The sequence below is a fragment of the Faecalibacterium faecis genome (genome assembly GCF_040096475.1).
Taxonomy (GTDB): Bacteria; Bacillota; Clostridia; order Oscillospirales; family Ruminococcaceae; genus Faecalibacterium; species Faecalibacterium taiwanense.
In genome coordinates this window covers 59,724-81,212 of the sequence record NZ_JBBMEP010000007.1, presented here as the reverse complement: position 1 = coordinate 81,212, position 21,489 = coordinate 59,724, and the positions used below count along the sequence as shown (strand labels likewise).

Below are 21,489 nucleotides of genomic sequence, written 5' to 3'. Positions count from 1 at the left end.
CCCCTCTCAGTCAGGGCTGCCGAACGCAGTGAGGCTGAGAGGGTTTTTATAAGTGCGCTCTTACAAATTCCCGTGCCATGCGGTCGCACTCGTACACATCGCTGAGGGTATACTCGCCGCCAAAGCTGTCGCTGTCCACGACTGCTTCCACCAGACGGCCAATATCGAGGAAGCCAATTTTGTCCTCAAGGAAGAGCTTGACAGCTTCCTCATTGGCACCGTTGGCGGCACATGGGCCGAGACCGCCCTTTTTGATGGCCTTTTTGCAGGCGGCAAGGCAGCGGAAGGTCTCGTCGTCTGCCACATCGAAGGTGAGCACCTTGAGTGCGGCAAAGTCCAGCTCTGGCACAACGCCGGGTACGCGCTTTGGGTAGGTGAGCGCATACTGGATGGGAATGCGCATATCCGGCACACCCAGCTGAGCAATGACCGAATTATCGCTGAACTGCACCGCCGAATGCACGATGCTCTGGCGCTGCACCACGATCTGGATCTTCTCCGGCGGCAGGCCGAACAGCCACACTGCCTCGATCAGCTCCAGACCCTTGTTCATCAGGGTGGCAGAGTCAATGGTGATCTTTGCGCCCATGTTCCAGTTGGGGTGCTTGAGGGCATCCGCCTTGGTCTTACCGCGCAGCTCCTCGGTCTTCATCCCGAAGAAGGGGCCGCCGGATGCCGTGAGCAGGATCTTGGTCAGGCTGGGGGCACTCTCCTTATCCTGTAGGCACTGGAAGATGGCCGAATGTTCACTGTCTACCGGCAGCAGCTTTACACCATGCTTTGCCACGGCCTGTGTGACCAGATGGCCGCCGGTGACAAGGCTCTCCTTGTTGGCAAGGGCCAGATCATGCCCGCTTTCGATCGCGCACAGGCTGGCACCAAGGCCTGCAATGCCCACCACGCTGTTCAGCACCACATCGGTGCCGTCCAGTGCAGCCAGCTGCTTGAGCCCTTCTGGCCCTACCAGCAGCCGGGGCGCATCTGCACGACCGGAAAGCTCCGCATCCAGCCTGCGGGCCGCATCCGGGTCGGTCATGCAGACATAGCGCGGATGAAACTCTTCGATCTGCTGCAGGATCTTGTCTACATGGCTGTGGGCAGAAAGGCCGAACACCTCATAGCCCTGTGCACGGATCACATCCAGACTCTGGGTGCCGATGGAACCGGTAGAACCCAGCAGAGTGATTTTTTTCGACATCACACGTTCCCCCTTTTAATAGTAGAACACCGCCGTAATGACCATGGTCACAAAGGGCGCAATGAACATCACACTGTCAAAGCGGTCCAGAATGCCGCCGTGCCCCGGGAAGATGGTGCCGTAATCCTTGATGCCGCACTGGCGCTTGACCACACTGGCAAACAGGTCGCCATAAATGCCCAGCACCGCCGCCACGCAGCCCAGCAGCGCAATGATCACGTACATGGAAACGCCAATGTTGGAGCGGGTGAAGGCTTCCATCCGGTTTGCCGCCACTGAGTACACCAGTGTGATGATCACACCGAACACCATGGTGCCCAGAACACCGCCAATGGCACCCTCCACGGTCTTTTTGGGGCTGACCACCGGGCAGAGCTTGTGCTTGCCAAAAGCACGGCCTGCAAAGTAGGCACAGGTATCGCCGCCCCAGGCAAAGCAGAGGATGAGCAAGATAAAGAACACCGCATCGTAGCCGTACTGCTCCACCGGCAGCAGCTCCTTGAGCCGGATAAAGGAATAGAAGCAGAAGATCACGATACCGGAGAACATCAGCAGGCCGCTGGCCTTCTGATAGCTGATGGTGCCATTGCGCACCACCAGATAGATGGCATAAAAGGTGACCAGCAGAAAGGACATCGGCATCACCAGCCGCCGCATGACCTGATAGTTGCTCGTCATGACCAGCAGTGTATACGGCACCAGAACCGCGTACATCAGCCAGTCCTTCTTTTCAAAGCCGAGGGCACTGTAGATCTCGTGAACGGCGATCAGCGTAATGGCCGCGATGACCAGATTAAAGATCAGAGTGTTGAAGGTGAACATCACGCCGATCAGTACGATGATGCCCACGATCGCAGTAATAACACGTGTTTTCATAGATTGGATCTCCTTTTCACCGGTCGGTGCCGCACCCCTCTGGATTAAGTTTGGCTCCGGCAAAGCCGCCGGGCCGTCCGGTCCCTGCACCGTGTGCAGGAGGTCTTGGGTTTTACAGTCCGCCAAACCGGCGGGAGCGATGATTGAACTCCTCAATGGCAGCGTCCAGATCGCTGCGGGTGAAATCCGGCCACAGAACGTCCATTTCTACCAGCTCCGAGTAAGCTGCCTGCCAGAGCATGAAGTTGGACAGCCGCTTTTCTCCGCTGGGACGCAGGATAAAATCCGGGTCCTTCTGGCCAGCGGTATACATGGCATCGCTGAGCAGCTGTTCCGTGATCTCTTCGGGCTTTATCTCCCCTGCCGCCGCCTTTGCCGCCAGCTGCTGCGCCGCCCGCACGATCTCCGGGCGGCCGCCGTAGTTGATAGCAATGTTCAGGGTCATGCCGGTCTTGACCGAAGAATCTGCTTCCAGCTTGTTCATCAGCTGCTGCAGCTTTTCATCCAGCACCGTGCGGTCGCCCATGAACTTGATGCGGATATTGCGGTTCTTGTAGTCAAAGCCCTTCAGCAGATATTCGCCGAACAGCCGCATAATGGCGTTGACCTCTTCCAGCGGACGCTTCCAGTTCTCGGTGGAAAACGCATAGAAGTACACCGACGAAACGCCCAGCTCATCGCAGTAATCTGCGATATCGCTGAACACCTCTGCGCCTCTTTTGTGCCCGGCAGTGCGGGGCAGGCCGCGGTTCTTTGCCCAGCGGCCGTTGCCGTCCATGATGATGCCGATGGAAAGGCCCTCGGCAAATTCTTTAGGATGCGCCATTGTTTCCTCCCGGCAGCAACGCCGCCTTCAACAAAAGTGCCGCGCACTCTTCTTCAGCGCACGGCACCTCCAGTCTATTGCATCTGCGCAGATCAGACAGACATGATCTCCTTCTGCTTTTCTTCCACCGCAGCATCGATGTTCTTGATATACTTGTCGGTCAGCTTCTGGACATCCTCTTCCATGGTCTTCTGGCTGTCCTCGGTCAGCTCGCCGGCCTTCTTCATGGCCTTGGCCTTATCCATAGCCTCGCGGCGGATGTTGCGCACTGCCACCTTAGCCTCCTCGCCCAGCTTGGAAACTTCCTTTGCCAGCTGCTTGCGGCGCTCCTCGGTGGGAGCCGGGAAGTTCAGGCGGATGGTAGAGCCGTCATCAATGGGAGTGATGCCCACATCGCTGGCCATGATGGCCTTGCTGATGGGGCGCAGCAGAGTACGGTCCCACGGGGTAATGGTCAGGGTGCGTGCTTCGGCCACAGCCACGGATGCCACCTGCTGGATGGGAGTGGGGGCACCATAATAATCCACGCTGACCTTATCCAGCACAGCGGGATTTGCGCGGCCTGCGCGCACAGCGCCCAGTTCGCGGCCCAGATGTTCGACCGAGCTCTTCATCTTGTCTTCGTAAACCTTGGTGTTGCTGCTCATTGCGGTAGTCTCCTGTTCCTTTTTATCTTGGGGCTGCGCTGCAATGCGTCTGCCCTATAATGTATGTCGGCTGCAGGCGTTTCAGCCCTCGTAAACCAGTGTGCCCACATTCTCGCCCTGCACGGCACGGGCAATGTTGTCCGGGTCGGCCAGATCGAACACGAGGATGGGCAGCTTGTTGTCGCGGCACAGAGTGGCAGCAGTGCCATCCATAACAGCCAGCTGGTCTTCCAGCACCTTGGTAAAGGTGAGGGTATCATACTTCTTTGCGTCGGCGTACTTGTGGGGATCCTTATCGTAAACGCCATCCACCATAGTAGCCTTGAACATCACATCGGCGCTCACTTCCACAGCGCGCAGAGCGGTTGCCGTATCCGTGGAGAAGAACGGGTTGCCGGTGCCGCCGCCGAACACGGCGATCTTGCCCTCATCCATGGCGCGCAGAGCATCCTTGCGTGTAAAGGGCTGTGCCACCTGCGGCATGGTGATGGAGGTGAACACCTCAGTGGGCACACCCAGCTGTTCCAGCTTATCGGAAACAGCCAGTGCGTTCATCACGGTTGCCAGCATACCGATCTTATCGGCCAGTGTGCGCTCCATCTTGCCGCTGGAACGGCCGCGCCAGAAGTTGCCGCCGCCCACAACAATGCCGATCTGCACGCCCAGCTCGTGTGCTTTCTTCACGCCGCCGCAGATCGCGTCCATAGTGGGTTCATCAAAACCCATGCCCTTTTCGCCGCCCAGTGCTTCGCCGCTGATCTTCAGAAGGATACGCTGATATTTCAATGCCATAATCCAAACACCACCTGTTTTTATCTTCCGTCAGGGCATAGGCATACCCTGGCATTTTTTACTATAGCTTATTTTACAATAAAACATCCATAAAGTAAACAGGAAATCTGCGCGGAAATCCGGAAGCTTTTATGAACGGCTGCGCAGACCGCGCAGCAGCTGCTTCATTCCGAGCGGAATGCGGCGGCTTTCCACCGCTTTCTGGATAGCTTTGTTGTGGGTCCACAGATCCAGCCGCTTTTCTGTGAGCCACGGCAGCGCGGCATCCGGCTGCTTTGCCAGTGCTGTGGCAAAATACCATGCCCGCATCATATTGATATAGTATTCCGTGCTGTGCACATCGGCCACCCATTCCAGATATTCCGGCCGGAATGCATCATCCAGATAATAGCGCATCAGCATCTCCATGCCATAGCGCACGGTGTACACCTCGCCCGAATCCAGCCAGCGGCGAATGGGCACCAGCAGTTCCTTCTTGTGCTTTGCAAACACTTTGGGGCAAAAGCAGTCACAGGTGGCCCAGTTGTTGATGTAGGGCAGGAACGCTTCCGTTTCAGCCAGCGCCCTGTCGTAGTCCCGGATAAGTTCGATCAGAAACGCGTGGAGGTTGTTCTCTTCGTAGTATCCATGCGGCAGGGCCTGTAAAAACACTTCTGCTTGCGCTGTGCCTGCGAGCTGTTTTGCCAACTTGCGCAGAGCCGGAACGCGCACGCCGATCACCGTTTCCGGCGGCACGGTGGGCATCAACGCACTGTGAAAGGTGCGGTATGCTTCATCCCGCAGGGCAAACAGCTGCGCACGAATGATCTCTGCTTCCGGCTCCATCCTCTCTCCCTCCGTTCTTTTCTATTGTAGCAGAGCCGTATGGAAAAGCAAGGCCGTTCCGGCATTCTTTTCCAGTGCTTTAAGGAACATACAAAAATTGGGCTGGACATTTGTGCCGGAACATGCTATAATATCGTTCGTAAATGCGGGCATCGTACATCGGCTAGTATATCAGCCTTCCAAGCTGAGGAGGTGGGTTCGATTCCCATTGCCCGCTCCATGCAAAAAAGCGCCGTGGCCTTTTGGGTCACGGCGCTTTTGTTTTGCTTTATCGGTCCCACTTATCGCACAGGGCATTGATCTGGTCGGCAAACTTGGCAAGGTCTTTGTTTGCGCCGCCCTCGTTGTGCTCGATGACCCGCAGCAGGCGCTTGCCGGCGCTGACCAGCCGCTGGAACACACTGGCAGCACGGCTCTGGCCTTCATTGGCCTTGTGCTCAATGCGGACGCGCATGCCCTCCTGCAGGCATACGGCTCCCTCGGCTCCGATGGCCCACTGTGCGCCGTTGTAGGGTGCGCAGGCAGTGAAGCCCTGTTCCGTCAAGGTCTGCACAAAGTGGTCCTCGGTCTCATCTTCGCCGTGCATCACGAACACACGCTTTGGTTTCTGCTCAAAGGAGTTCACCCACCGCAGCAGACCTTCTCTGTCCGCATGGCCGGACATGCCGGTGAGCTGGCACAGTTCTGCCTGCACCTCAATAGGTTCACCGAACAGTTTTACCGTCGTGGCACCTTCCAGCAGGGTGCGGCCCAGCGTGCCCACCGCCTGATAGCCCACGAACAGAATGGTGCACTCCGGCCGCCACAGATTGTGCTTGAGGTGGTGGCGGATGCGGCCTGCCTCGCACATACCGCTGGCCGAGAGGATGACCTTTGGCACGCGGTCTGCATTGATCATGCGGGATTCATCACTGGTCACCGTGACGCGCAGCCCCGGGAAGGTGATCGGATCAATGCCTTTTTCCAGCAGAGCGCGGGTGTCCGCATCAAAGCAGTCCGGGTCGGTATCTTTAAAGATGCGGGTCGCCTCGATGGCGAGCGGGCTGTCAATGTACACCGGGAAGTTGCCGTGTCCCTTCACAAGGCCCTTTTCCTTGATCTCACGGATAAAGTAGAGCATCTCCTGCGTGCGGCCCACCGCAAAGCTGGGAATGACCACATTGCCGCCCCGGTCAAAGGTACGCTGCAGGATCTTCGTCAGTTCGCTCACATAGTCCGGCTTCGGGCCGTGGCTGCGGTCGCCGTAGGTAGATTCCATAAAGGCGTAGTCCGCCTCTTTGATGTAAGCAGGATCCTTGATGATGGGCTGATCCAGATTGCCGATATCACCGGAGAATACCAGCTTGGTCGTGGTCTCACCCTCGGTGATCCAAAGCTCTATGCTGGCCGAGCCAAGCAGATGGCCCACATCCACAAAGCGGGCTTCAATGCCCGGTGCAAGCTGGAAGCGCTGCTCATAGGCCTTGCCCACAAACAGCTTCATGGCTGCTTCAGCATCCTGCACAGTATACATCGGTTCCACCGGTTCTGCGCCGGAGCGCTGGCCCTTGCGGTTTTTCCACTCCGCTTCAAATTCCTGAATATGGGCCGAGTCCCGCAGCATGATGCCGCACAGCTCCACCGTGGGGTTCGTGGCATAGATCTTGCCGCGGAAGCCGTTGCGCACCAGCAGCGGCAGCATACCGGTATGGTCGATGTGTGCATGGGTGGCCAGCACCCAGTCGATCTCGCCGGGTGCTACCGGGATGGGCTGGTTCTCGTATACATCCTTGCCCTGCTCCATGCCGCAGTCGATCAAAAAGCGCTGCCCAGCCGCTTCGATCAAAGTGCAGCTGCCGGTGACCTCATGGTTCGCGCCCAGAAATGTGATCTTCATAAAAACACCTCCGGCTTTATTTCTTCTGTATCCTTAGTATAGCATATTCTAAAGGTACACGCCGCACAAATCGCATGGCTTTTCTCAGGCATTTTGCCGAAAGGTTGAAAAATTTTTTATACAATCTTGACAAACCACCCCTTCCTGTTATAAACTTAAACTTGTATGACGTTCGTTCGTATTTTATGAGTTTTAATAATAGAGAGGTTGAATTTTATGGTTCGTAACGATTTGCGCAACGTTGCCATTATCGCTCACGTTGACCACGGCAAGACCACCCTGGTGGACGCAATGCTGCGTCAGAGCGGCGCATTCCGCGATAATCAGGTCGTGGCTGAGCGCGTCATGGACAGCGGCGATATCGAGCGTGAGCGTGGCATTACCATTCTGGCCAAGAACTGCTCCTGCACCTACAAGGGTGTCAAGATCAATATCGTCGATACTCCGGGCCATGCCGACTTTGGCGGCGAGGTGGAGCGCGTGCTGAAGATGGTCAACGGCGTTCTGCTGCTGGTGGATGCCGCCGAGGGCTGCATGCCCCAGACCCGTTTTGTGTTGCAGAAGGCTCTGCAGCAGAACCTGAGTCTGGTGGTGGCCATCAACAAGATCGACCGCCCCGATGCCCGCATCAAGGAAGTCATCGACGAAGTTCTGTACCTGCTGATGGATCTGGGCGCTACCGATGAGCAGCTGGACTGCCCCATGCTGTTCTGCTGCGGCCGTGATGGCACCGCAAGCCTGGACCCGGATGTGCCCGGCACCGACCTGATCCCCCTGTTCGATACTCTGCTGAGCACCATCAAGCCGCCTGAGGGCGACCCCGAGGCTCCCTTCCAGATGCTGGTGTCCTCTGTGGACTACAACGACTTCGTGGGCCGCATCGGCATTGGCCGCATCCAGAACGGCGTTGCCAAGGTGGGCGAGGAAGTTGTCGTCTGTGACTGGCACAATCAGGATCTGAAGATGCGCGGCCGTCTGACCAAGCTGTACGACTTCCAGGCCAATGGCCGTCAGCCGTGCGATAACATCACCGCCGGCGATATCGTGGCATTCTCCGGCCTGCCCGACGTGACCATCGGCAATACCCTGTGCAGCCCCTCCAATGTGGAGCCGCTGCCCTTCGTGAAGATCAATGATCCTACCGTTGAAATGACCTTCTCCGTCAACGACAGCCCGCTGGCCGGCCGCGAGGGTAAGTATGTTACCAGCCGTCAGATCCGTGACCGTCTGCAGAAGGAGCTGCTGAAGGACGTTGCTCTGAAGGTGGAGGATTCCGCCACCACCGATTCCTTCCGCGTTATGGGCCGTGGTGAGATGCACCTGTCCATCCTGATCGAGACCATGCGCCGTGAAGGTTATGAGCTGCAGGTCTCTCCCCCGCACGTTCTGACCAAGGTCATCGACGGCAAGACCTATGAGCCTATGGAGCATGTCGTCATCGATGTGCCCACCCAGTATCAGGGCGCTGTCATGACCGGTCTGGGCCAGCGCAAGGCTATCCTGCAGCAGATGGAATCTCTGGGCACCGACCGCGTGCGTCTGGAGTTCCGTATGCCCAGCCGCGGCCTGTTCGGCTACCGCAACCAGTTCCTGACCGATACCCACGGCGAAGGCATCATCAACCAGATCTTCGACGGTTACGATGTCTGGGCTGGCATGATTGCCAACCGCTCCACCGGTTCTCTGGTCAGCTTTGAGACCGGCGAGGCTGTCACCTACGGTCTGTTCAATGCTCAGCAGCGCGGCACCCTTCTGGTGGGCGCTGGTGAAAAGGTCTACGAGGGCATGGTCATTGGCTACACCGCTTCCGGCGAGGATGTGGATGTCAACGTCTGCAAGACCAAGCACCTGACCAACACCCGTGCATCCGGCTCCGATGATGCTCTGCGCCTGATCCCCATTAGCAAGCTCAGCCTGGAAGGCTGCCTGGAATTCTTGGCACAGGACGAGCTGCTGGAGGTCACTCCTGAAAATCTGCGCATCCGCAAGCAGATCCTGAACCACGAGCAGCGCATGAAGGCCAAGAGCAAGCTGAAATAAGCCTTTCCTTCTTTTATAATATGTACTTTACCGTCCTGCAGCGTTTCAAAACACTGCAGGACGGTTTTATTTTGCCAAAAATGATTCATTTTTTAAAAAAAGGCTTGCAAAAGGCATTCTTATGCGGTATAATATCTCTCGCAGTCACAAATGTGATCTGCCTCTTTAGCTCAGTCGGTTAGAGCACCTGACTGTTAATCAGGGTGTCGCCTGTTCGAGTCAGGCAAGAGGCGCCAGAAGAAAAGGCAATGTTCCACAGAACATTGCCTTTTTTGTTTGTCCCATACTACACCCTTTTTCTGTACAGCCATGCAGTCGTGTTTCTCCTCTGTTTTTGGGCTTCTCTGTCCCAAAAACACAGCATTCATGCGAAAAAAGCATCAAGCATAATGATTTCTTAAAATTTGACTACTTGAAGAAGATGTCACATTGTGGTATACTGCTTATAAGCTTTGGGAATTTGTATCTGTTTTTCCAAAGTCCGGCACACAGATCAAAGGGTAGGTGCTCCCTTCTTTTGATAGCAGCCGACCGGTGTTTTGTCATGGTTCTCCGCAGGACAGGACAAAGCACCGGTCTCTGTGCTGTTGTTTCAGGCTCCGGCTCTTTTCACGTTGTCAGATCTGCGGCAGGCCGCTTCTTCAAAACGCCTGCCGCTGTTTGAATAAATTTGTATATGATCAAAGGAAGCATCTATGCGTTATACCTATGTCCGGCAGCACGACACCACTGACTGTGCGGCTGCCTGCCTCGCAATGGTGTGCCTCCATTACAAAAAGGAAGTTACCATCACCCGCCTGCGCGATATGATGGGTACCGACCTGAAAGGCACGAACCTTGTTGGTTTGCAGAAAGCCGCTAATGAGTTGGGTTTCACCACTGCAGCGGTTCGCGTAGACCGTGAAAATTTCCTCAGCGATTTCTCGCTGCCCTGCATTGCGCAGGTCATCACCGATCAGGGTCTGGCCCACTTTGTGGTCGTCTTTAAAAAGACCACCATCAAAGATGACGGTGAGCGTCGTCGGCACATGCTGAAAGAAGCCGAAGCCGCCAAGGAAGATGAGAAGAACGGCAAAAAACACAAGTGCAAGGATTATGTCGTGATTGGCGACCCCGGCAGCGAGCTGAAAAAGATCTCTCTGGATGAGTTCTACAAGAATTTTACCGGTGTTCTGCTGCTGATGAACCCTACCTCGGAGTTCAAGGGCGGTAAGATCGAAAAGGGCGGCATGTTCAAGCGTTACGTCGACCTGTTGCTGCCCCAGAAAAAGCTCTTTGCCTATGCGATCCTGAGTTCTCTGATCGTTACGATCCTGGGCATTGCCTCCTCCATGTTCAACAAGATCCTGATGGACGAGGTCTTGCCATATGGTCTAGACAATCTGCTGGTTACGCTGATCCTTGTGTTCAGCATGGTCAGCATCACCAATACGCTGGTGGGCTTTGTCCGGCAGTGGGTTCTGATCCACCTATCCATCAAGATCGATATTCCGCTGATGCTGGGTTACTTCGGGCATATCTTCCGTCTGCCCATGAAGTTCTTTGCCACCCGCAAGACTGGTGATATCACCACCCGTTATTCGGATGCAAACACCATCAAATCCATCTTTACCAGCATTGCGCTGAGCCTGATCATGGATATCTCGATGGCCATTATCACCGGTATCATCCTGTTCCGCATGAATGCGATGCTCTTCTCGATCTCGCTGTTCATGGCTCTGGTCAGCATTCTGCTGGTGCTGATCTACAAGCAGCCTTACAAAAAGATCAACGAAGAGACCATGGTGCAGTCCGCTGCACTGAACAGCCAGATGATCGAAAGCCTGCGCGGCATTGAGACGGTCAAGTGCAACGCCAACGAGGATACCGAAATGGAGAACCTCGAGCGTGAGTACATCAAGAGCCTGAAGATCAGCCTGCGCTCCAGCAAGATCAGCACCACGCAGGGCCTGATCTCCTCCTTCATTTCCACCGGTTTCAGTATGCTGACCACCTATGTGGGTATCAGTCAGGTTCTGAAGGGTGAGATGACACTGGGCGGATTCATGGCCTTCAGCACGCTGTCCTCTTACTTTACTTCTCCGCTGAGCAACCTGATTGGTCTGCAGATGCAGATTCAGGAGGCCAGCATTTCCATGAAGCGTCTGGGCGAGATCATGGATTATCCCTCCGAGACGGTCGGCGACGAAGACCGCACCGATCTGGACAAGGTGGAGGGCGATATCGAGTTCAAGGATGTCACTTTCCGTTATGGCAACCGTGCCCCTGCACTGGATCACATCAGCTTTACCATTCCGGCCGGTAAAAAGGTCGCGCTGGTGGGCAGCAGCGGCAGCGGCAAATCCACGATCACCAAGCTTCTGCTCAAGTATTATGAACCGGAAGATGGCGAGATCGACTTGAACGGTGTGAATCTGGCTGAATACACCAATGATTCTGTCCGCCGCGCAATTTCTTATGTGCCGCAGAACGTTGAGCTGTTCAGCAAGACCATTTATGATAACATCCGCGTTTCCCGTATGGACGCTACGATGGACGAAGTTAAGGAAGCTGCCAAGAAGGCAGATGCTCACGACTTTATCCGTCATCTGCCCCTGCAGTATAACACCTATCTGGAGGAAGCAGGCAACGGCCTGTCCGGCGGTGAAAAGCAGCGCATTGCGCTGGCACGCGCTTTCCTGAAAGATTCCAACCTCTACATTCTGGATGAATCCACCAGTAATCTGGACTTTGCTACGGAAAATCTGATCTTCAACATGATCTACGATCAGCTTGCAGATCGTTCCATGCTGATCGTAGCTCACCGCCTGTCCACCGTTCGTGACTGTGATCTGATCCTTGTGATGGATCACGGCAAGATCGTGGAACGCGGCACGCACGATGAGCTGCTTGCCAAGGAAGGCAAGTACTACGAGCTGTGGAACATGCAGCAGGGTATCTACCGCAGCAAAAAGGCAGAGCCCAAGCAGTCTGTCATGCAGGCCGTGGTGGAAGAGGATGACGACGGTGAGTCGATCACCTATTGATGTGTTGCAGCCGGGTGCGTACCCGGTTACATATGAAAGGGAGTCATTCATGATGGATAGCTTGATTTGACATAGTTTTGCTGTGTCAGATAAAAAGAGCTAGAAAGACTTTCTGTTTAGTAGAAGTAGATGGTGTTATCCTGAACAGGCCCCGCCTGCTCAGGTAACTATGCCTCACTATGGTGTGCCCGGAGGCAAAATGCCTCCGGGCACATTTTATTTGCAAGATCCCTATTACTTTTATAAGTAGTAGGCGATCGGGAGCGGAGAGGAAGCTGCTCTCTGCAGCGGTTTTCTCCCCTTTCTCGATTGCCTATTACTGCCTCTTCTGAGGTAAATCTGAAAAGGAACCGAGGTATTCAACATGAAAGAGATCAAAGTAGCCGAGAACAAGACCCTGAAGCTCACCAATGTGCTCTCCCGTGAGATTCATCCGGAAGAGATGGCCAGTCTGCCCGTGGTGCTGACCCAGATGCACAACTTTATCAAGAGCAACAACGCACAGCCCATTGGCCCCATTGTGCAGGCCATGGTGGTTGGTGAGGATCGTCAGATGCACCTGTACATGATGCAGCAGGCTACCCAGTTCATCGGCCAGATGGAGCAGGACTACCATATGGATGCTATTCTGCGCGTGAAGAACTGCCTGTATGCCCACTACACCGGCCCCATGCCCGAAAGCCAGCTGGCTTCCTACAAGCTGCAGGTCCACGCTTTTGAGAATGAGCAGAAACTGACCGGCACCTCTTATACCATCTATGTCAATCAGGACGAGGATGATGCCGTGGTCGATGTCTTTATGGAGACCAAGTAATTATGACGATTAAAGTTCAGAACCTTTCGGATCTGCAGGACCGCCGCATCATGATGGAAAAAAAGCTGCCACCTTATGGCTACGCTTTTGTCATTCTGGTGGGCATCTTCATGCTGTTTCTGGTGGTGTGGAGCACCCATACCAACCGCATTTATGTCAGCCAGAACGCAGGCACCGTTCAGGCCAGCAATAAAACCTATATCATGTCCAGTTATTCCGGCTCCATTACCGAGATGTATATTTCGGAGGGCAGCTATGTGAACGAGGGCGACCTCGTGGCCCACATCAAGAGCACGGATATCGACATGCAGCAGGATAACCTGGAAAGCCAGCTCAAGATCTACCAGACCCAGCTGGACCAGTACAACAAGCTGCTGCAGTGCGTGCAGGATGATACCAACTACTTCAGCGAGACAAACCCCGAAGATCAGCCCTACTACTATCAGTACGAGACCTACAAGAGCCAGGTCTCTCAGAAGACCTTTGATGCCACGGCCTATCAGGCTGCCGGTTACTCCGATGCTCAGATCAAGACCATGATGGAGCAGAGCCAGAGCGAAGTAGAAGCTCTGTACTACTCCACCATGCAGTCCATCTCCCAGAGCATTACCAGCGCACAGAGCAACGTGGACAACGTTCAGGCTCAGCTCGATGCCTTGAACACCGGTGCCAACGATTACTACATCTACGCCCCCACCTCCGGTGTGATCCACATGGATACTCCTTACAAAGAGGGCATGGTGCTGAGCGCAGGCTCCCCGCTGGCCACTGTTGCCAGCGAGAACGACGATCTGGAGATCGTTGCCATGGTCACCGTGAATGACCGCCCGCTGCTTCATGTGGGTGACCCGTGCAAGATCGCCATTACCGGCCTTTCGGAGTATTCCTATGGCACCCTGACCGGCACTGTAACGGCCATTGACAGTGACGTGACGGCCAGCTCCAACGCTTCCTACTATAAGATGACCATTAAGCCCGATGCCACTTATGTGGTGAGCCGCAGCGGCGACAAGGTGGATCTTTCCAACGGCATGAGCGTTACTGCCCGCGTGGAGTACGATCAGGTCACCTATTTCGAGTACGCAATGGAAGCCCTGGGCGTTCTGTTCCGCTAAACCGGAGCTGTGCTGACTGCCAGCCGCCGTTATATCACCCAAAGAGGTACACTTACTATGAAATCAACCGCAAAAAAACTGGCCGTCTGTGCGGCAGCGCTCTGCCTGCTGGCCTGCGGCACAGCTGTGTCTGCGGCCGCAGCAAGCCCTGTCTCCGGCCTTGCCCTGAGCGGCGTTGCCATGCCGTGGGATCAGGACGTGCCTGCCGAAAGCATTGAGGCCGGCAGCTATACCGCCAACATGCTGCTGGGTTCCTCTCAGCAGCTGTCTCCTGTGGTGCGTCCGCGCAACTCTACCGACTCGGTTGTCTTTATCTCGGACGATACTTCCATTCTGACCGTGAGCAACTCCGGTGTCGTGCAGGCTGTGGGCGTAGGCACCACCCGCATCACCGCTGCCGCAGGCAACCAGATCTGTGCCTACACCATCGTTGTCTCCATGGATTCTTCCATGATCGTTACCGAGATGGACCTTTCCCTTTCCTCCAACACCATCTATGTTGGCAACTCGGTCTCGGCACAGCTGCAGGTGCGGCCTACTTCGGCTTCCAACTATGCCACCGTCGCTCTGACCTCTTCCAATGAGAAGGTCGCCACGGTGAACAATTTCGGCCGTGTTACCGGCATTGCCCCCGGCACCGCCACCATTACCGCTACCTGCGGTTCGGTGACTGCTACCACCAATGTCACGGTCATGAGTATTCCCAACTCCAGCACCGGCACCGCCAGCACTGGTTCTTCCAACAGCGGTCAGGTCGTCACGGTGAATCCTTCCTACGTTGTGCTCAAGCCCGGTGCCACCCGCACCCTGACCGCCAGTGTCAAGCCTTCTTCCGCTTCCCAGAAGTTCACCTATAAGTCCGCCAACAGCAACATTGCCACGGTCAGCCCCAGCGGCGTGATCACGGCTGTGGGCACCGGCGCTACTTCCATTACCGTTTCCAACGGCACTGCATCCGCCATGGTCACGGTCATCGTCAACCGTTCGGCTGCATCTTCTTCCGATAATTCTTCGGACAGCAGCTCCACCGAATCGGATAACGATACTCCCATCGAGATCGATCCCGTTGTGCAGGCCATTCAGGACAGTGAGGACAACGAGATCGTTTTCACACAGGCCGAGGTGCCTACCGTGACCGGTGATATCCTCAATGCGCTGCGCACCACCGGCAAGACCCTGTGCGTGGTGGGTGATGGCTACACCATGCAGATTGCAGGCAGCGGTGTCAAGAGCACCACCAGTGAGCTGGACACCATGCTCATCCTGACTGAGTCCGATCAGGGCATCGAGTTTGAGCTGGACAAGGGCAAGGCTCTTCCCTGCTCGGTGCGCATCGATCTGGATGTGAGCACCTATACCCGCCTGTATCTGTACAACGCCGTCTCCAACAAGTGGCAGTACCTGAACAGCTACACCGACGGCATCATCACTGCCGATACTGCAGGCCGTTATCTGCTGACCAACCAGAACCTGAAATTTGCCAATATCAACTGGACCTTCTTCATTGCCGGTGGTGTTGTAGTGGTTCTGATCGGCATTGCATATGTTGTGCTGAAAAAGCGCTACTGGTTCTGGTAATTTTCAAAACCACTCTTTCATGAAACAGTAAGACCCTCTCTGCGTGTGATATGCTCCCCCTAGAGTAGACAGAGTAAAACAAAAACTCTGCGTACTCTGGGGGTATTTTTATGTCAAGAAAGAACAATCACTTTTGCACAAAAAATTCGCCGTCTCCTTGTGGAAACGGCGAACAAAAACTTATATTATTTCTCTGTCTACTTGACGGAGCGCACTTCAATGGAACGCCTGGGCTTTGTTTGCATTATGATGTCTGCCTTCGTTACTTTTCAATGGGCTGCGAGGGCTTCCAGTCCTTGTAGTTCTCGTAGCGGCTCTCGCGGATCTTGGTGTGGGACCAGATCTCGTCCGCCGTGGGCTGCCAGTTGGCCGCATAGTTCTTGCACTTCTCGCACAGGTGCTCCACGCTCTCCGGCGACTGCAGGTCGGTGCTGTGGGCACCGGTCTCGTGCACCATCTTCTGCAGCAGTTCGGGGTTTTCCAGCATCGGGCAGGGACGCAGATGGTTCTTGTTGAAGGGCTGGCCGTTGTGATAAGCCATGAACAGCGGACTGTGCAGAATTTCCAGAATGCTCTGGTCGTGGATATTGGCATTGGAGTAGTGGATGAACACGCACGGCTCTGCGTCACCGGCAGAGTTGATGTGGAAGTAGTTGCGTCCGCCGGCAATGCAGCCGCCCACAAACTCGCCATCGTTCTGGAAATCCATCGGGTAGAACGGGATATCGCACTCTTCCGAGCGCAGATAGCGGATGCGGTCGATCATATATTTGCGCTGCTCCGGGGTAGGCATCAGTTCCGGTGCTGCCTCGTTGCCCACGGGCATGTAGTGGAAGTAGAAGCCGAAGTGTGCGCCCTTCTCGCACAGGAAACGCATGAACTCATCGTTGGTAACAGCTTCGATATTATCGCGGGTGTAGCAGATGGACGTGCCGAACACGATGCCGTGCTCCTTGAGCAGATCCATAGCATGCATAACAGCGGCATAGTGCCCCTCACCGCGGCGGGCATCGTTGGTCTCCGGGGTGCCCTCGATGGACAGCATGAAGGCAATGTTGCCCAGACGCACCACCTCTTTGCAGAAGGGCTCATCGATGAGGGTGGAGTTTGTGTAGATGGCAAACTGCACATCATTGTGCTTCTCGGCCAGCTTGAGGATATCAGCCTTGCGCACCAGCGGCTCGCCGCCGGTCAGCATGTACAGGTATACGCCCAGCTCCTTGCCCTCGGTAACGATCTTGTCCATATCCTCAAAGCTGAGGTTGTTCTTGTTGCCATACTCGCCGGCCCAGCAGCCCACGCAGTGCATATTGCAGGCGGAAGTGGGGTCGAACAGGATCAGCCAAGGGATGTTGCACTGATACTTCACGCGGTTCTCGCGGATGGTCTTGGTGCCGCGGAAGAAAGCCTCGTAGCCCAGATTCAGCGCCATGGTGCGGGCCACGTTGGGGTCGGTCTGATCCAGCACACAGTTGATGAGCTTGGACCACTTGCTGTCAGGGTCTGTCAGGGTCTGTCTGGCGTGTTCGTAGGCTTCATCGCTGAACGAACTGCCATAGAACTGCTTTGCAACATCCACCAGCTGTCCCACGGTTTTCTGACGGTCTTTATCGGCATGAGAAAGCACCACGTCCACCATTTTACCAACGGCAGCACGCTGCATTTTATGAGTCAGGCTCTCAACAGAAGTATTCATTATCCTTTTCCTCCAAACGGTATTTTTCGGAAATCTCTTTTTCTATTTCTATGCCATTACTCTACCATTCTATCCCACAAGTTGCCATAAACAGAAAAAGCGCCGTGATAGAAAACCCATCACGGCGCGGATTATGATAAAATTTTGTCGTTCTTCCGGTTCAACCGTCCTGTTCCAGATGGATCTTATTGCTGGCAAGGCGGCATAATGCGCGGCGCAGATCGCCCTGCAGCATCCGTCCCATACGTTCTACCATCACAGCGGGCTCGGTCTTCATATCCCGGCGGATCCATTCCAGCACCACGCCCACCAGCGCATATTTGTAAAAATCCACCACAAACTGCTTGTCATCGTCCTGCACGGTGATGTCGCGGCATTCGCGATCCGCAAATTCCTTCAGCATGGGGTCCAGAAGCTTGTACAGATACTGCTCCACCTGTTCACGACCCACAGAGCGGTATACGTTCAGTACCAGTGTTTTGTTATCCCGGATCTGGTGCAGGATTTCCAGAAATGCTTCGGTCCATGTATCAAAGCTCTGGCGGCCTTCCATCGCCTTGACCGCATCTTCCGTCAGGATCCAATCCACCAGATCGTAAATATCCTTAAAGTGGTAGTAGAAGGTCATGCGGTTCACGCCGCAGTCCTCGGTGATATCGTTGATTGTGATCTTATTGAGGGGCTTTTCCAGCAGCAGCTTTTTCAGCGATGCTTCCAGTGCCCGCTTCGTTGTTTGTGACACAAAAACCTTCCTTTCCCGACCGTAGAAATTTTTCCCGCTGCGTACGGCGATTGGCAGCTTCGTACATTATAATACCGCAAAAGCCGTCCCGATTGCAAGCATTGATTCTGTCCATTTTGTAAACAAAGAACGACTTCCTGCGTTTTCACTCCGGCAGTTTCTCGTTTCAAAAACCGTTTCTCAGCCCTCCCAACCCCCTTCCGGCGGTGCGCAATGCCTGCAAAAGCGGCTTCTTCCGGCAAAAAAGCGGAAAAGGCCCTTGATTTTATATTCCTCTACGCTTAGAATGGGAGCAGACGGCGGTGATTGAAGTGCCGTTTTGAGGGAGGGTACAAACTATGATGGATACCATTGGTTTTCTGGGCTGCGGCAACATGGGTGGAGCCATCGCCCGTGCCGTTTGCAAAGCTGTTGACCCTAAGAAAGTTTTTCTGGCAAACCGCACTGCGGCCAAGGCACAGGCACTGGCCAAAGAACTGGGCTGCAAAACAGCCACCAATGCCGAGGTGGCCGGTGACTGCGACCTGATTTTTCTGGCGGTAAAGCCCCAGATGATGGAAGCTCTGCTCCAGCCGCTCAAGTTCACCTTTGACGAGCGCCCCAGCCGTTTTGTGCTGTGCAGCATGGCAGCGGGCCTTTCGATCGCCCGTATTCAGGAGATGGCCGGTGAGGACTTTCCTGTGATCCGCATCATGCCCAACACCCCGGCTTCGGTGGGCGAGGGTATGATCCAGTACTGTTCCAGCAATGTCACCGCTGAGGAAGAAGAAGCCTTCCTCAGGATCATGGCTCCTGCGGGCCGTCTGGATGCCGTGCCGGAAAGTCTGATCGATGCCGCCAGCTGCGTTTCCGGCTGCGGCCCGGCATGGGTGTACCAGTTTATTGAGGCTCTGGCTGATGGCGGCGTGGCCTGCGGCCTGCCCCGCGCCAAAGCGCAGGAATATGCCGCGCAGATGGTTCTGGGCAGCGCAAAGCTGGTGCTGGAAAGCGGAAAGCATCCCGGCGAACTCAAGGATGCTGTATGCAGCCCCGGCGGCAGCACCATTCAGGGCGTGCGCGTGCTGGAAGAGCACGGCCTGCGCGGTGCGGTGATGGATGCCGTGATCGCCTCGTACAATAAGACAAAGGAAATGGGAAAGGGTTAAGGATATCATGCGCATCGTTGTAAAAGTAGGCACTTCTACTCTGGCATACGCCACCGGACGGCTGAACATCCGCCACACGGAACAGCTGGTCAAGGTGCTCAGCGACCTGAAAAACGAGGGCCATGAGGTCATTCTGGTGTCCTCCGGTGCCATTGGCATGGGCGTGGGCAAGCTCTCACTGCCAACCCGCCCAAAGGACACCACCACCAAGCAGGCCTGCGCCGCTGTGGGCCAGTGTGAGCTGATGTACACCTACGACCGGCTGTTCAACGCCTACAATCACACCGTGGCGCAGATCCTGCTCACCGGCGTGGACGTGGAGCACACCGAACGCCGCGTGAACTTTCAGAACACCCTGTCCCGCCTGCTGGAGCTGGGTGCCCTGCCCATCATCAACGAAAACGACACCGTTGCCACCGATGAGATCACCTCCATTGGCGACAACGACACGCTGGCGGCCATCGTGGCCTGCTGCGCCAAGGCTGACCTGCTGGTGCTGCTGAGTGACATCGACGGCCTGTACACCGCCAATCCCCACACCCACACGGATGCAAAGCTCATCCCGCTGGTGGAGGAGATCACCCCCGAGGTGATGGCTCTGGCCGATGGTGCCGGTTCGGCCCTTGGCACCGGCGGCATGGCCACCAAGCTGCGCGCTGCCCGCATGGTAACGGGCAGCGGTGCCGATATGGTCATTGCCAACGGCGCACACCCGGAGCTTTTGTACGACATTGCCGCAGGCAGATCCGCAGGCACCCGCTTTGCGGCCCGCAAGGAGGACTGAACACATGACCACACAGGAAATTCTGGAAGCCGCCCGCAGCGCCAAAAGTGCCCTTGCGCTGGCCGATAACACCGCCCGCAACGCGGCCCTGCTGGGCATGGCAGATGCGCTGTGCAGCGCAGACGATCAGGCGGCCATCCTTGCCGCCAACGCTGAGGACATGGCTGCGGCCAAGGGGCACATCAGCGATGTGATGCTGGACCGTCTGGCCCTGACCGTACCGCGCATTGAAGCCATGGCGCAGGGCATCCGCGAGGTTGCCGCTCTGCCCGACCCGGTGGGCCGGGTGCTGAACCGGGTGGAGCGCCCCAACGGGCTTGTCATTGAAAAGACGGCTGTGCCCATGGGTGTGATCGCTATTATCTACGAGAGCCGCCCCAATGTGACCAGCGATGCCGCTGCCCTTGCCATCAAGAGCGGCAATGCCTGCATCCTGCGCTGCGGCAAGGAGGCATGGCGCAGTGCTCATGCCATCGTCACAGCCCTGCGGCAGGGCCTGAAAAAGGCCGGTCTGCCCGAGACAGCGGTCTGCCTGATCGAGGACACCACCCACGCTTCTGCCAACGCTCTGATGACCGCTGTAGGCTATGTGGATCTGCTGATCCCGCGCGGCGGTGCCGGGCTGATCCGTGCCTGCGTTCAGAACGCCAAGGTGCCCTGTATCCAGACCGGCACCGGCATCTGCCATATCTATGTAGACGACACTGCCGACCTTTCCAAAGCTCTGGACATCATCGAGAACGCCAAGGCCAGCCGCCCCAGCGTGTGCAACGCCGAGGAAGTGTGCCTTGTGCACTCTTCCATTGCCGGGCAGTTCCTGCCCCGTCTGGCCCAGCGGCTTGGCCCGGACCGTATTGCAAAGGGTCTGCACCCGGTGGATCTGCGGCTGGATAAGCGCGCCGCCGCCATAATCTCCGGCACCCCTGCCGGAGAAAAGGACTTTGACACCGAATTTCTGGACTACATCCTCGCGGTCAAGGTCGTGGACAGCGTAGAGGAGGCCATCGGGCATATTGCTGAGCACTCCACCGGCCACAGCGAGGCCATCCTGACCCAGACACAGGCCCATGCCGACCTGTTCACTGCCGCAGTGGACAGCGCCGCCGTGTATGTGAACTGTTCCACCCGCTTTACGGATGGCGGTGAATTCGGCCTTGGGTGCGAAATGGGCATTTCCACCCAGAAACTCCACGCCCGTGGCCCCATGGGACTGGCCGAGCTGTGCAGCTACAAGTATATCATCCACGGCAATGGTCAGATCCGCTAAAGCCCGCTGAACCCACCTTTCCAGTGCGGAAATCGGGAGTGAGCGTTTTCTCCATAATATTCATAATTTAGAAACGAAACTGAAAAGCTTTTTCCGAAACAGGCTGGTGCGATTTGCGCCAGCCTGTATTTTTGTTTTATTCCCATGAAATGTTCTTTCAGTAAAGACAAAAGCTGAATTATGTTTTCAATCTGCCTTTCCTGTTCGCTCACTGATATAGATGATTGTATCCCAGTTTTCTC

The 21,489-nt window shown here is 55.7% G+C and carries 17 protein-coding genes and 2 tRNA genes; 10 read left to right on the top strand and 9 right to left on the bottom strand.

Annotated features, from left to right (window positions below):
• Positions 1 to 46: 46 nt before the first annotated feature.
• From dxr to WMO17_RS05140, 6 genes are all read right to left on the bottom strand, one after another.
• On the bottom strand, positions 47 to 1,198 hold the full coding sequence (dxr, locus tag WMO17_RS05165; protein WP_005945869.1) for a 1-deoxy-D-xylulose-5-phosphate reductoisomerase: 1,152 nt from the start codon (positions 1,196 to 1,198) through the stop codon (positions 47 to 49).
• Positions 1,199 to 1,213: 15 nt separating this feature from the next.
• Positions 1,214 to 2,074: a phosphatidate cytidylyltransferase gene (locus tag WMO17_RS05160; RefSeq protein ID WP_005945868.1), complete on the bottom strand. Its 861-nt coding sequence runs from the start codon at positions 2,072 to 2,074 to the stop codon at positions 1,214 to 1,216.
• 112 nt (positions 2,075 to 2,186) lie between these two features.
• A complete protein-coding gene (gene uppS, locus WMO17_RS05155) occupies positions 2,187 to 2,900 on the bottom strand; it encodes a polyprenyl diphosphate synthase (RefSeq protein WP_097775362.1) in 714 nt (237 codons plus the stop codon).
• A 92-nt stretch (positions 2,901 to 2,992) separates the two neighbouring features.
• Positions 2,993 to 3,547, bottom strand: a complete 555-nt coding sequence (gene frr / locus WMO17_RS05150; protein WP_005945866.1) for a ribosome recycling factor — start codon at positions 3,545 to 3,547, stop codon at positions 2,993 to 2,995.
• A gap of 81 nt (positions 3,548 to 3,628) precedes the next feature.
• Complete coding sequence (gene pyrH, locus WMO17_RS05145) at positions 3,629 to 4,339, bottom strand: UMP kinase (protein ID WP_223389665.1); 711 nt, start codon at positions 4,337 to 4,339, stop codon at positions 3,629 to 3,631.
• A 129-nt stretch (positions 4,340 to 4,468) separates the two neighbouring features.
• The gene (locus tag WMO17_RS05140; RefSeq protein WP_223389663.1) at positions 4,469 to 5,164 is read right to left on the bottom strand and encodes a DNA alkylation repair protein; all 696 of its coding nucleotides are present in this window, start codon (positions 5,162 to 5,164) and stop codon (positions 4,469 to 4,471) included.
• Between the two features lie 145 nt (positions 5,165 to 5,309).
• Between WMO17_RS05140 and WMO17_RS05135 the strand changes: the two genes are divergently transcribed.
• Positions 5,310 to 5,384, top strand: a tRNA-Gly gene (locus WMO17_RS05135).
• Positions 5,385 to 5,432: 48 nt separating this feature from the next.
• Here the strand turns inward: WMO17_RS05135 and WMO17_RS05130 are convergent.
• Positions 5,433 to 7,040: an MBL fold metallo-hydrolase RNA specificity domain-containing protein gene (locus WMO17_RS05130; RefSeq protein WP_097775360.1), complete on the bottom strand. Its 1,608-nt coding sequence runs from the start codon at positions 7,038 to 7,040 to the stop codon at positions 5,433 to 5,435.
• Positions 7,041 to 7,256: 216 nt separating this feature from the next.
• Here WMO17_RS05130 and typA point away from each other — a divergent pair, with 216 nt between their 5' ends.
• The 6 genes from typA (at position 7,257) to WMO17_RS05100 (ending at position 15,613) form a co-directional block, all read left to right on the top strand.
• Entirely contained in the window at positions 7,257 to 9,080 is a 1,824-nt protein-coding gene (gene typA / locus WMO17_RS05125; RefSeq protein ID WP_005945857.1) for a translational GTPase TypA, read from the top strand.
• 159 nt (positions 9,081 to 9,239) lie between these two features.
• Positions 9,240 to 9,316 (top strand) — tRNA-Asn (locus tag WMO17_RS05120).
• Positions 9,317 to 9,775: 459 nt separating this feature from the next.
• Positions 9,776 to 12,106 (top strand): peptidase domain-containing ABC transporter, encoded by a 2,331-nt coding sequence (locus WMO17_RS05115; RefSeq protein ID WP_005945852.1) that lies wholly within the window; start codon positions 9,776 to 9,778, stop codon positions 12,104 to 12,106.
• A 364-nt stretch (positions 12,107 to 12,470) separates the two neighbouring features.
• Entirely contained in the window at positions 12,471 to 12,920 is a 450-nt protein-coding gene (locus WMO17_RS05110) for a hypothetical protein (RefSeq protein WP_097777610.1), read from the top strand.
• 2 nt (positions 12,921 to 12,922) lie between these two features.
• Positions 12,923 to 14,035, top strand: a complete 1,113-nt coding sequence (locus tag WMO17_RS05105) for an HlyD family secretion protein (RefSeq protein ID WP_005945848.1) — start codon at positions 12,923 to 12,925, stop codon at positions 14,033 to 14,035.
• A gap of 57 nt (positions 14,036 to 14,092) precedes the next feature.
• Positions 14,093 to 15,613 (top strand): Ig-like domain-containing protein, encoded by a 1,521-nt coding sequence (locus tag WMO17_RS05100; protein ID WP_294648170.1) that lies wholly within the window; start codon positions 14,093 to 14,095, stop codon positions 15,611 to 15,613.
• A 262-nt stretch (positions 15,614 to 15,875) separates the two neighbouring features.
• Here the strand turns inward: WMO17_RS05100 and WMO17_RS05095 are convergent, their stop codons facing one another.
• Together WMO17_RS05095 and WMO17_RS05090 are read right to left on the bottom strand one after the other, a co-directional pair.
• Positions 15,876 to 17,309, bottom strand: a complete 1,434-nt coding sequence (locus WMO17_RS05095; protein WP_097775357.1) for a radical SAM/SPASM domain-containing protein — start codon at positions 17,307 to 17,309, stop codon at positions 15,876 to 15,878.
• Between the two features lie 160 nt (positions 17,310 to 17,469).
• The gene (locus WMO17_RS05090; protein ID WP_338428278.1) at positions 17,470 to 18,051 is read right to left on the bottom strand and encodes a TetR-like C-terminal domain-containing protein; all 582 of its coding nucleotides are present in this window, start codon (positions 18,049 to 18,051) and stop codon (positions 17,470 to 17,472) included.
• A 338-nt stretch (positions 18,052 to 18,389) separates the two neighbouring features.
• On the opposite strand from WMO17_RS05090, the gene proC reads away from it, so the two are divergent.
• Genes proC through WMO17_RS05075 form a run of 3 tightly spaced genes read left to right on the top strand, consistent with a single transcriptional unit; the run spans position 18,390 to position 21,247 of the window.
• The gene (proC, locus tag WMO17_RS05085; RefSeq protein WP_005945823.1) at positions 18,390 to 19,196 is read left to right on the top strand and encodes a pyrroline-5-carboxylate reductase; all 807 of its coding nucleotides are present in this window, start codon (positions 18,390 to 18,392) and stop codon (positions 19,194 to 19,196) included.
• 7 nt (positions 19,197 to 19,203) lie between these two features.
• On the top strand, positions 19,204 to 19,980 hold the full coding sequence (proB, locus tag WMO17_RS05080; protein ID WP_154255651.1) for a glutamate 5-kinase: 777 nt from the start codon (positions 19,204 to 19,206) through the stop codon (positions 19,978 to 19,980).
• A gap of 4 nt (positions 19,981 to 19,984) precedes the next feature.
• A complete protein-coding gene (locus WMO17_RS05075; RefSeq protein WP_349137593.1) occupies positions 19,985 to 21,247 on the top strand; it encodes a glutamate-5-semialdehyde dehydrogenase in 1,263 nt (420 codons plus the stop codon).
• The last annotated feature ends 242 nt before the right edge of the window (positions 21,248 to 21,489 follow it).

What these genes read in the sequence shown, in the direction of transcription:
- pyrH (WP_223389665.1), bottom strand. Translation starts at nt 4,339, where the DNA reads ATGGCATTGAAATATCAGCGTATCCTTCTGAAGATCAGCGGCGAAGCA.
- WMO17_RS05105 (WP_005945848.1), top strand. Translation starts at nt 12,923, where the DNA reads ATGACGATTAAAGTTCAGAACCTTTCGGATCTGCAGGACCGCCGCATC.
- proC (WP_005945823.1), top strand. Translation starts at nt 18,390, where the DNA reads ATGATGGATACCATTGGTTTTCTGGGCTGCGGCAACATGGGTGGAGCC.
- frr (WP_005945866.1), bottom strand. Translation starts at nt 3,547, where the DNA reads ATGAGCAGCAACACCAAGGTTTACGAAGACAAGATGAAGAGCTCGGTC.
- proB (WP_154255651.1), top strand. Translation starts at nt 19,204, where the DNA reads ATGCGCATCGTTGTAAAAGTAGGCACTTCTACTCTGGCATACGCCACC.
- WMO17_RS05130 (WP_097775360.1), bottom strand. Translation starts at nt 7,040, where the DNA reads ATGAAGATCACATTTCTGGGCGCGAACCATGAGGTCACCGGCAGCTGC.
- WMO17_RS05100 (WP_294648170.1), top strand. Translation starts at nt 14,093, where the DNA reads ATGAAATCAACCGCAAAAAAACTGGCCGTCTGTGCGGCAGCGCTCTGC.
- WMO17_RS05110 (WP_097777610.1), top strand. Translation starts at nt 12,471, where the DNA reads ATGAAAGAGATCAAAGTAGCCGAGAACAAGACCCTGAAGCTCACCAAT.
- WMO17_RS05115 (WP_005945852.1), top strand. Translation starts at nt 9,776, where the DNA reads ATGCGTTATACCTATGTCCGGCAGCACGACACCACTGACTGTGCGGCT.
- WMO17_RS05095 (WP_097775357.1), bottom strand. Translation starts at nt 17,309, where the DNA reads ATGAATACTTCTGTTGAGAGCCTGACTCATAAAATGCAGCGTGCTGCC.
- WMO17_RS05075 (WP_349137593.1), top strand. Translation starts at nt 19,985, where the DNA reads ATGACCACACAGGAAATTCTGGAAGCCGCCCGCAGCGCCAAAAGTGCC.
- WMO17_RS05140 (WP_223389663.1), bottom strand. Translation starts at nt 5,164, where the DNA reads ATGGAGCCGGAAGCAGAGATCATTCGTGCGCAGCTGTTTGCCCTGCGG.
- typA (WP_005945857.1), top strand. Translation starts at nt 7,257, where the DNA reads ATGGTTCGTAACGATTTGCGCAACGTTGCCATTATCGCTCACGTTGAC.
- WMO17_RS05160 (WP_005945868.1), bottom strand. Translation starts at nt 2,074, where the DNA reads ATGAAAACACGTGTTATTACTGCGATCGTGGGCATCATCGTACTGATC.
- uppS (WP_097775362.1), bottom strand. Translation starts at nt 2,900, where the DNA reads ATGGCGCATCCTAAAGAATTTGCCGAGGGCCTTTCCATCGGCATCATC.
- dxr (WP_005945869.1), bottom strand. Translation starts at nt 1,198, where the DNA reads ATGTCGAAAAAAATCACTCTGCTGGGTTCTACCGGTTCCATCGGCACC.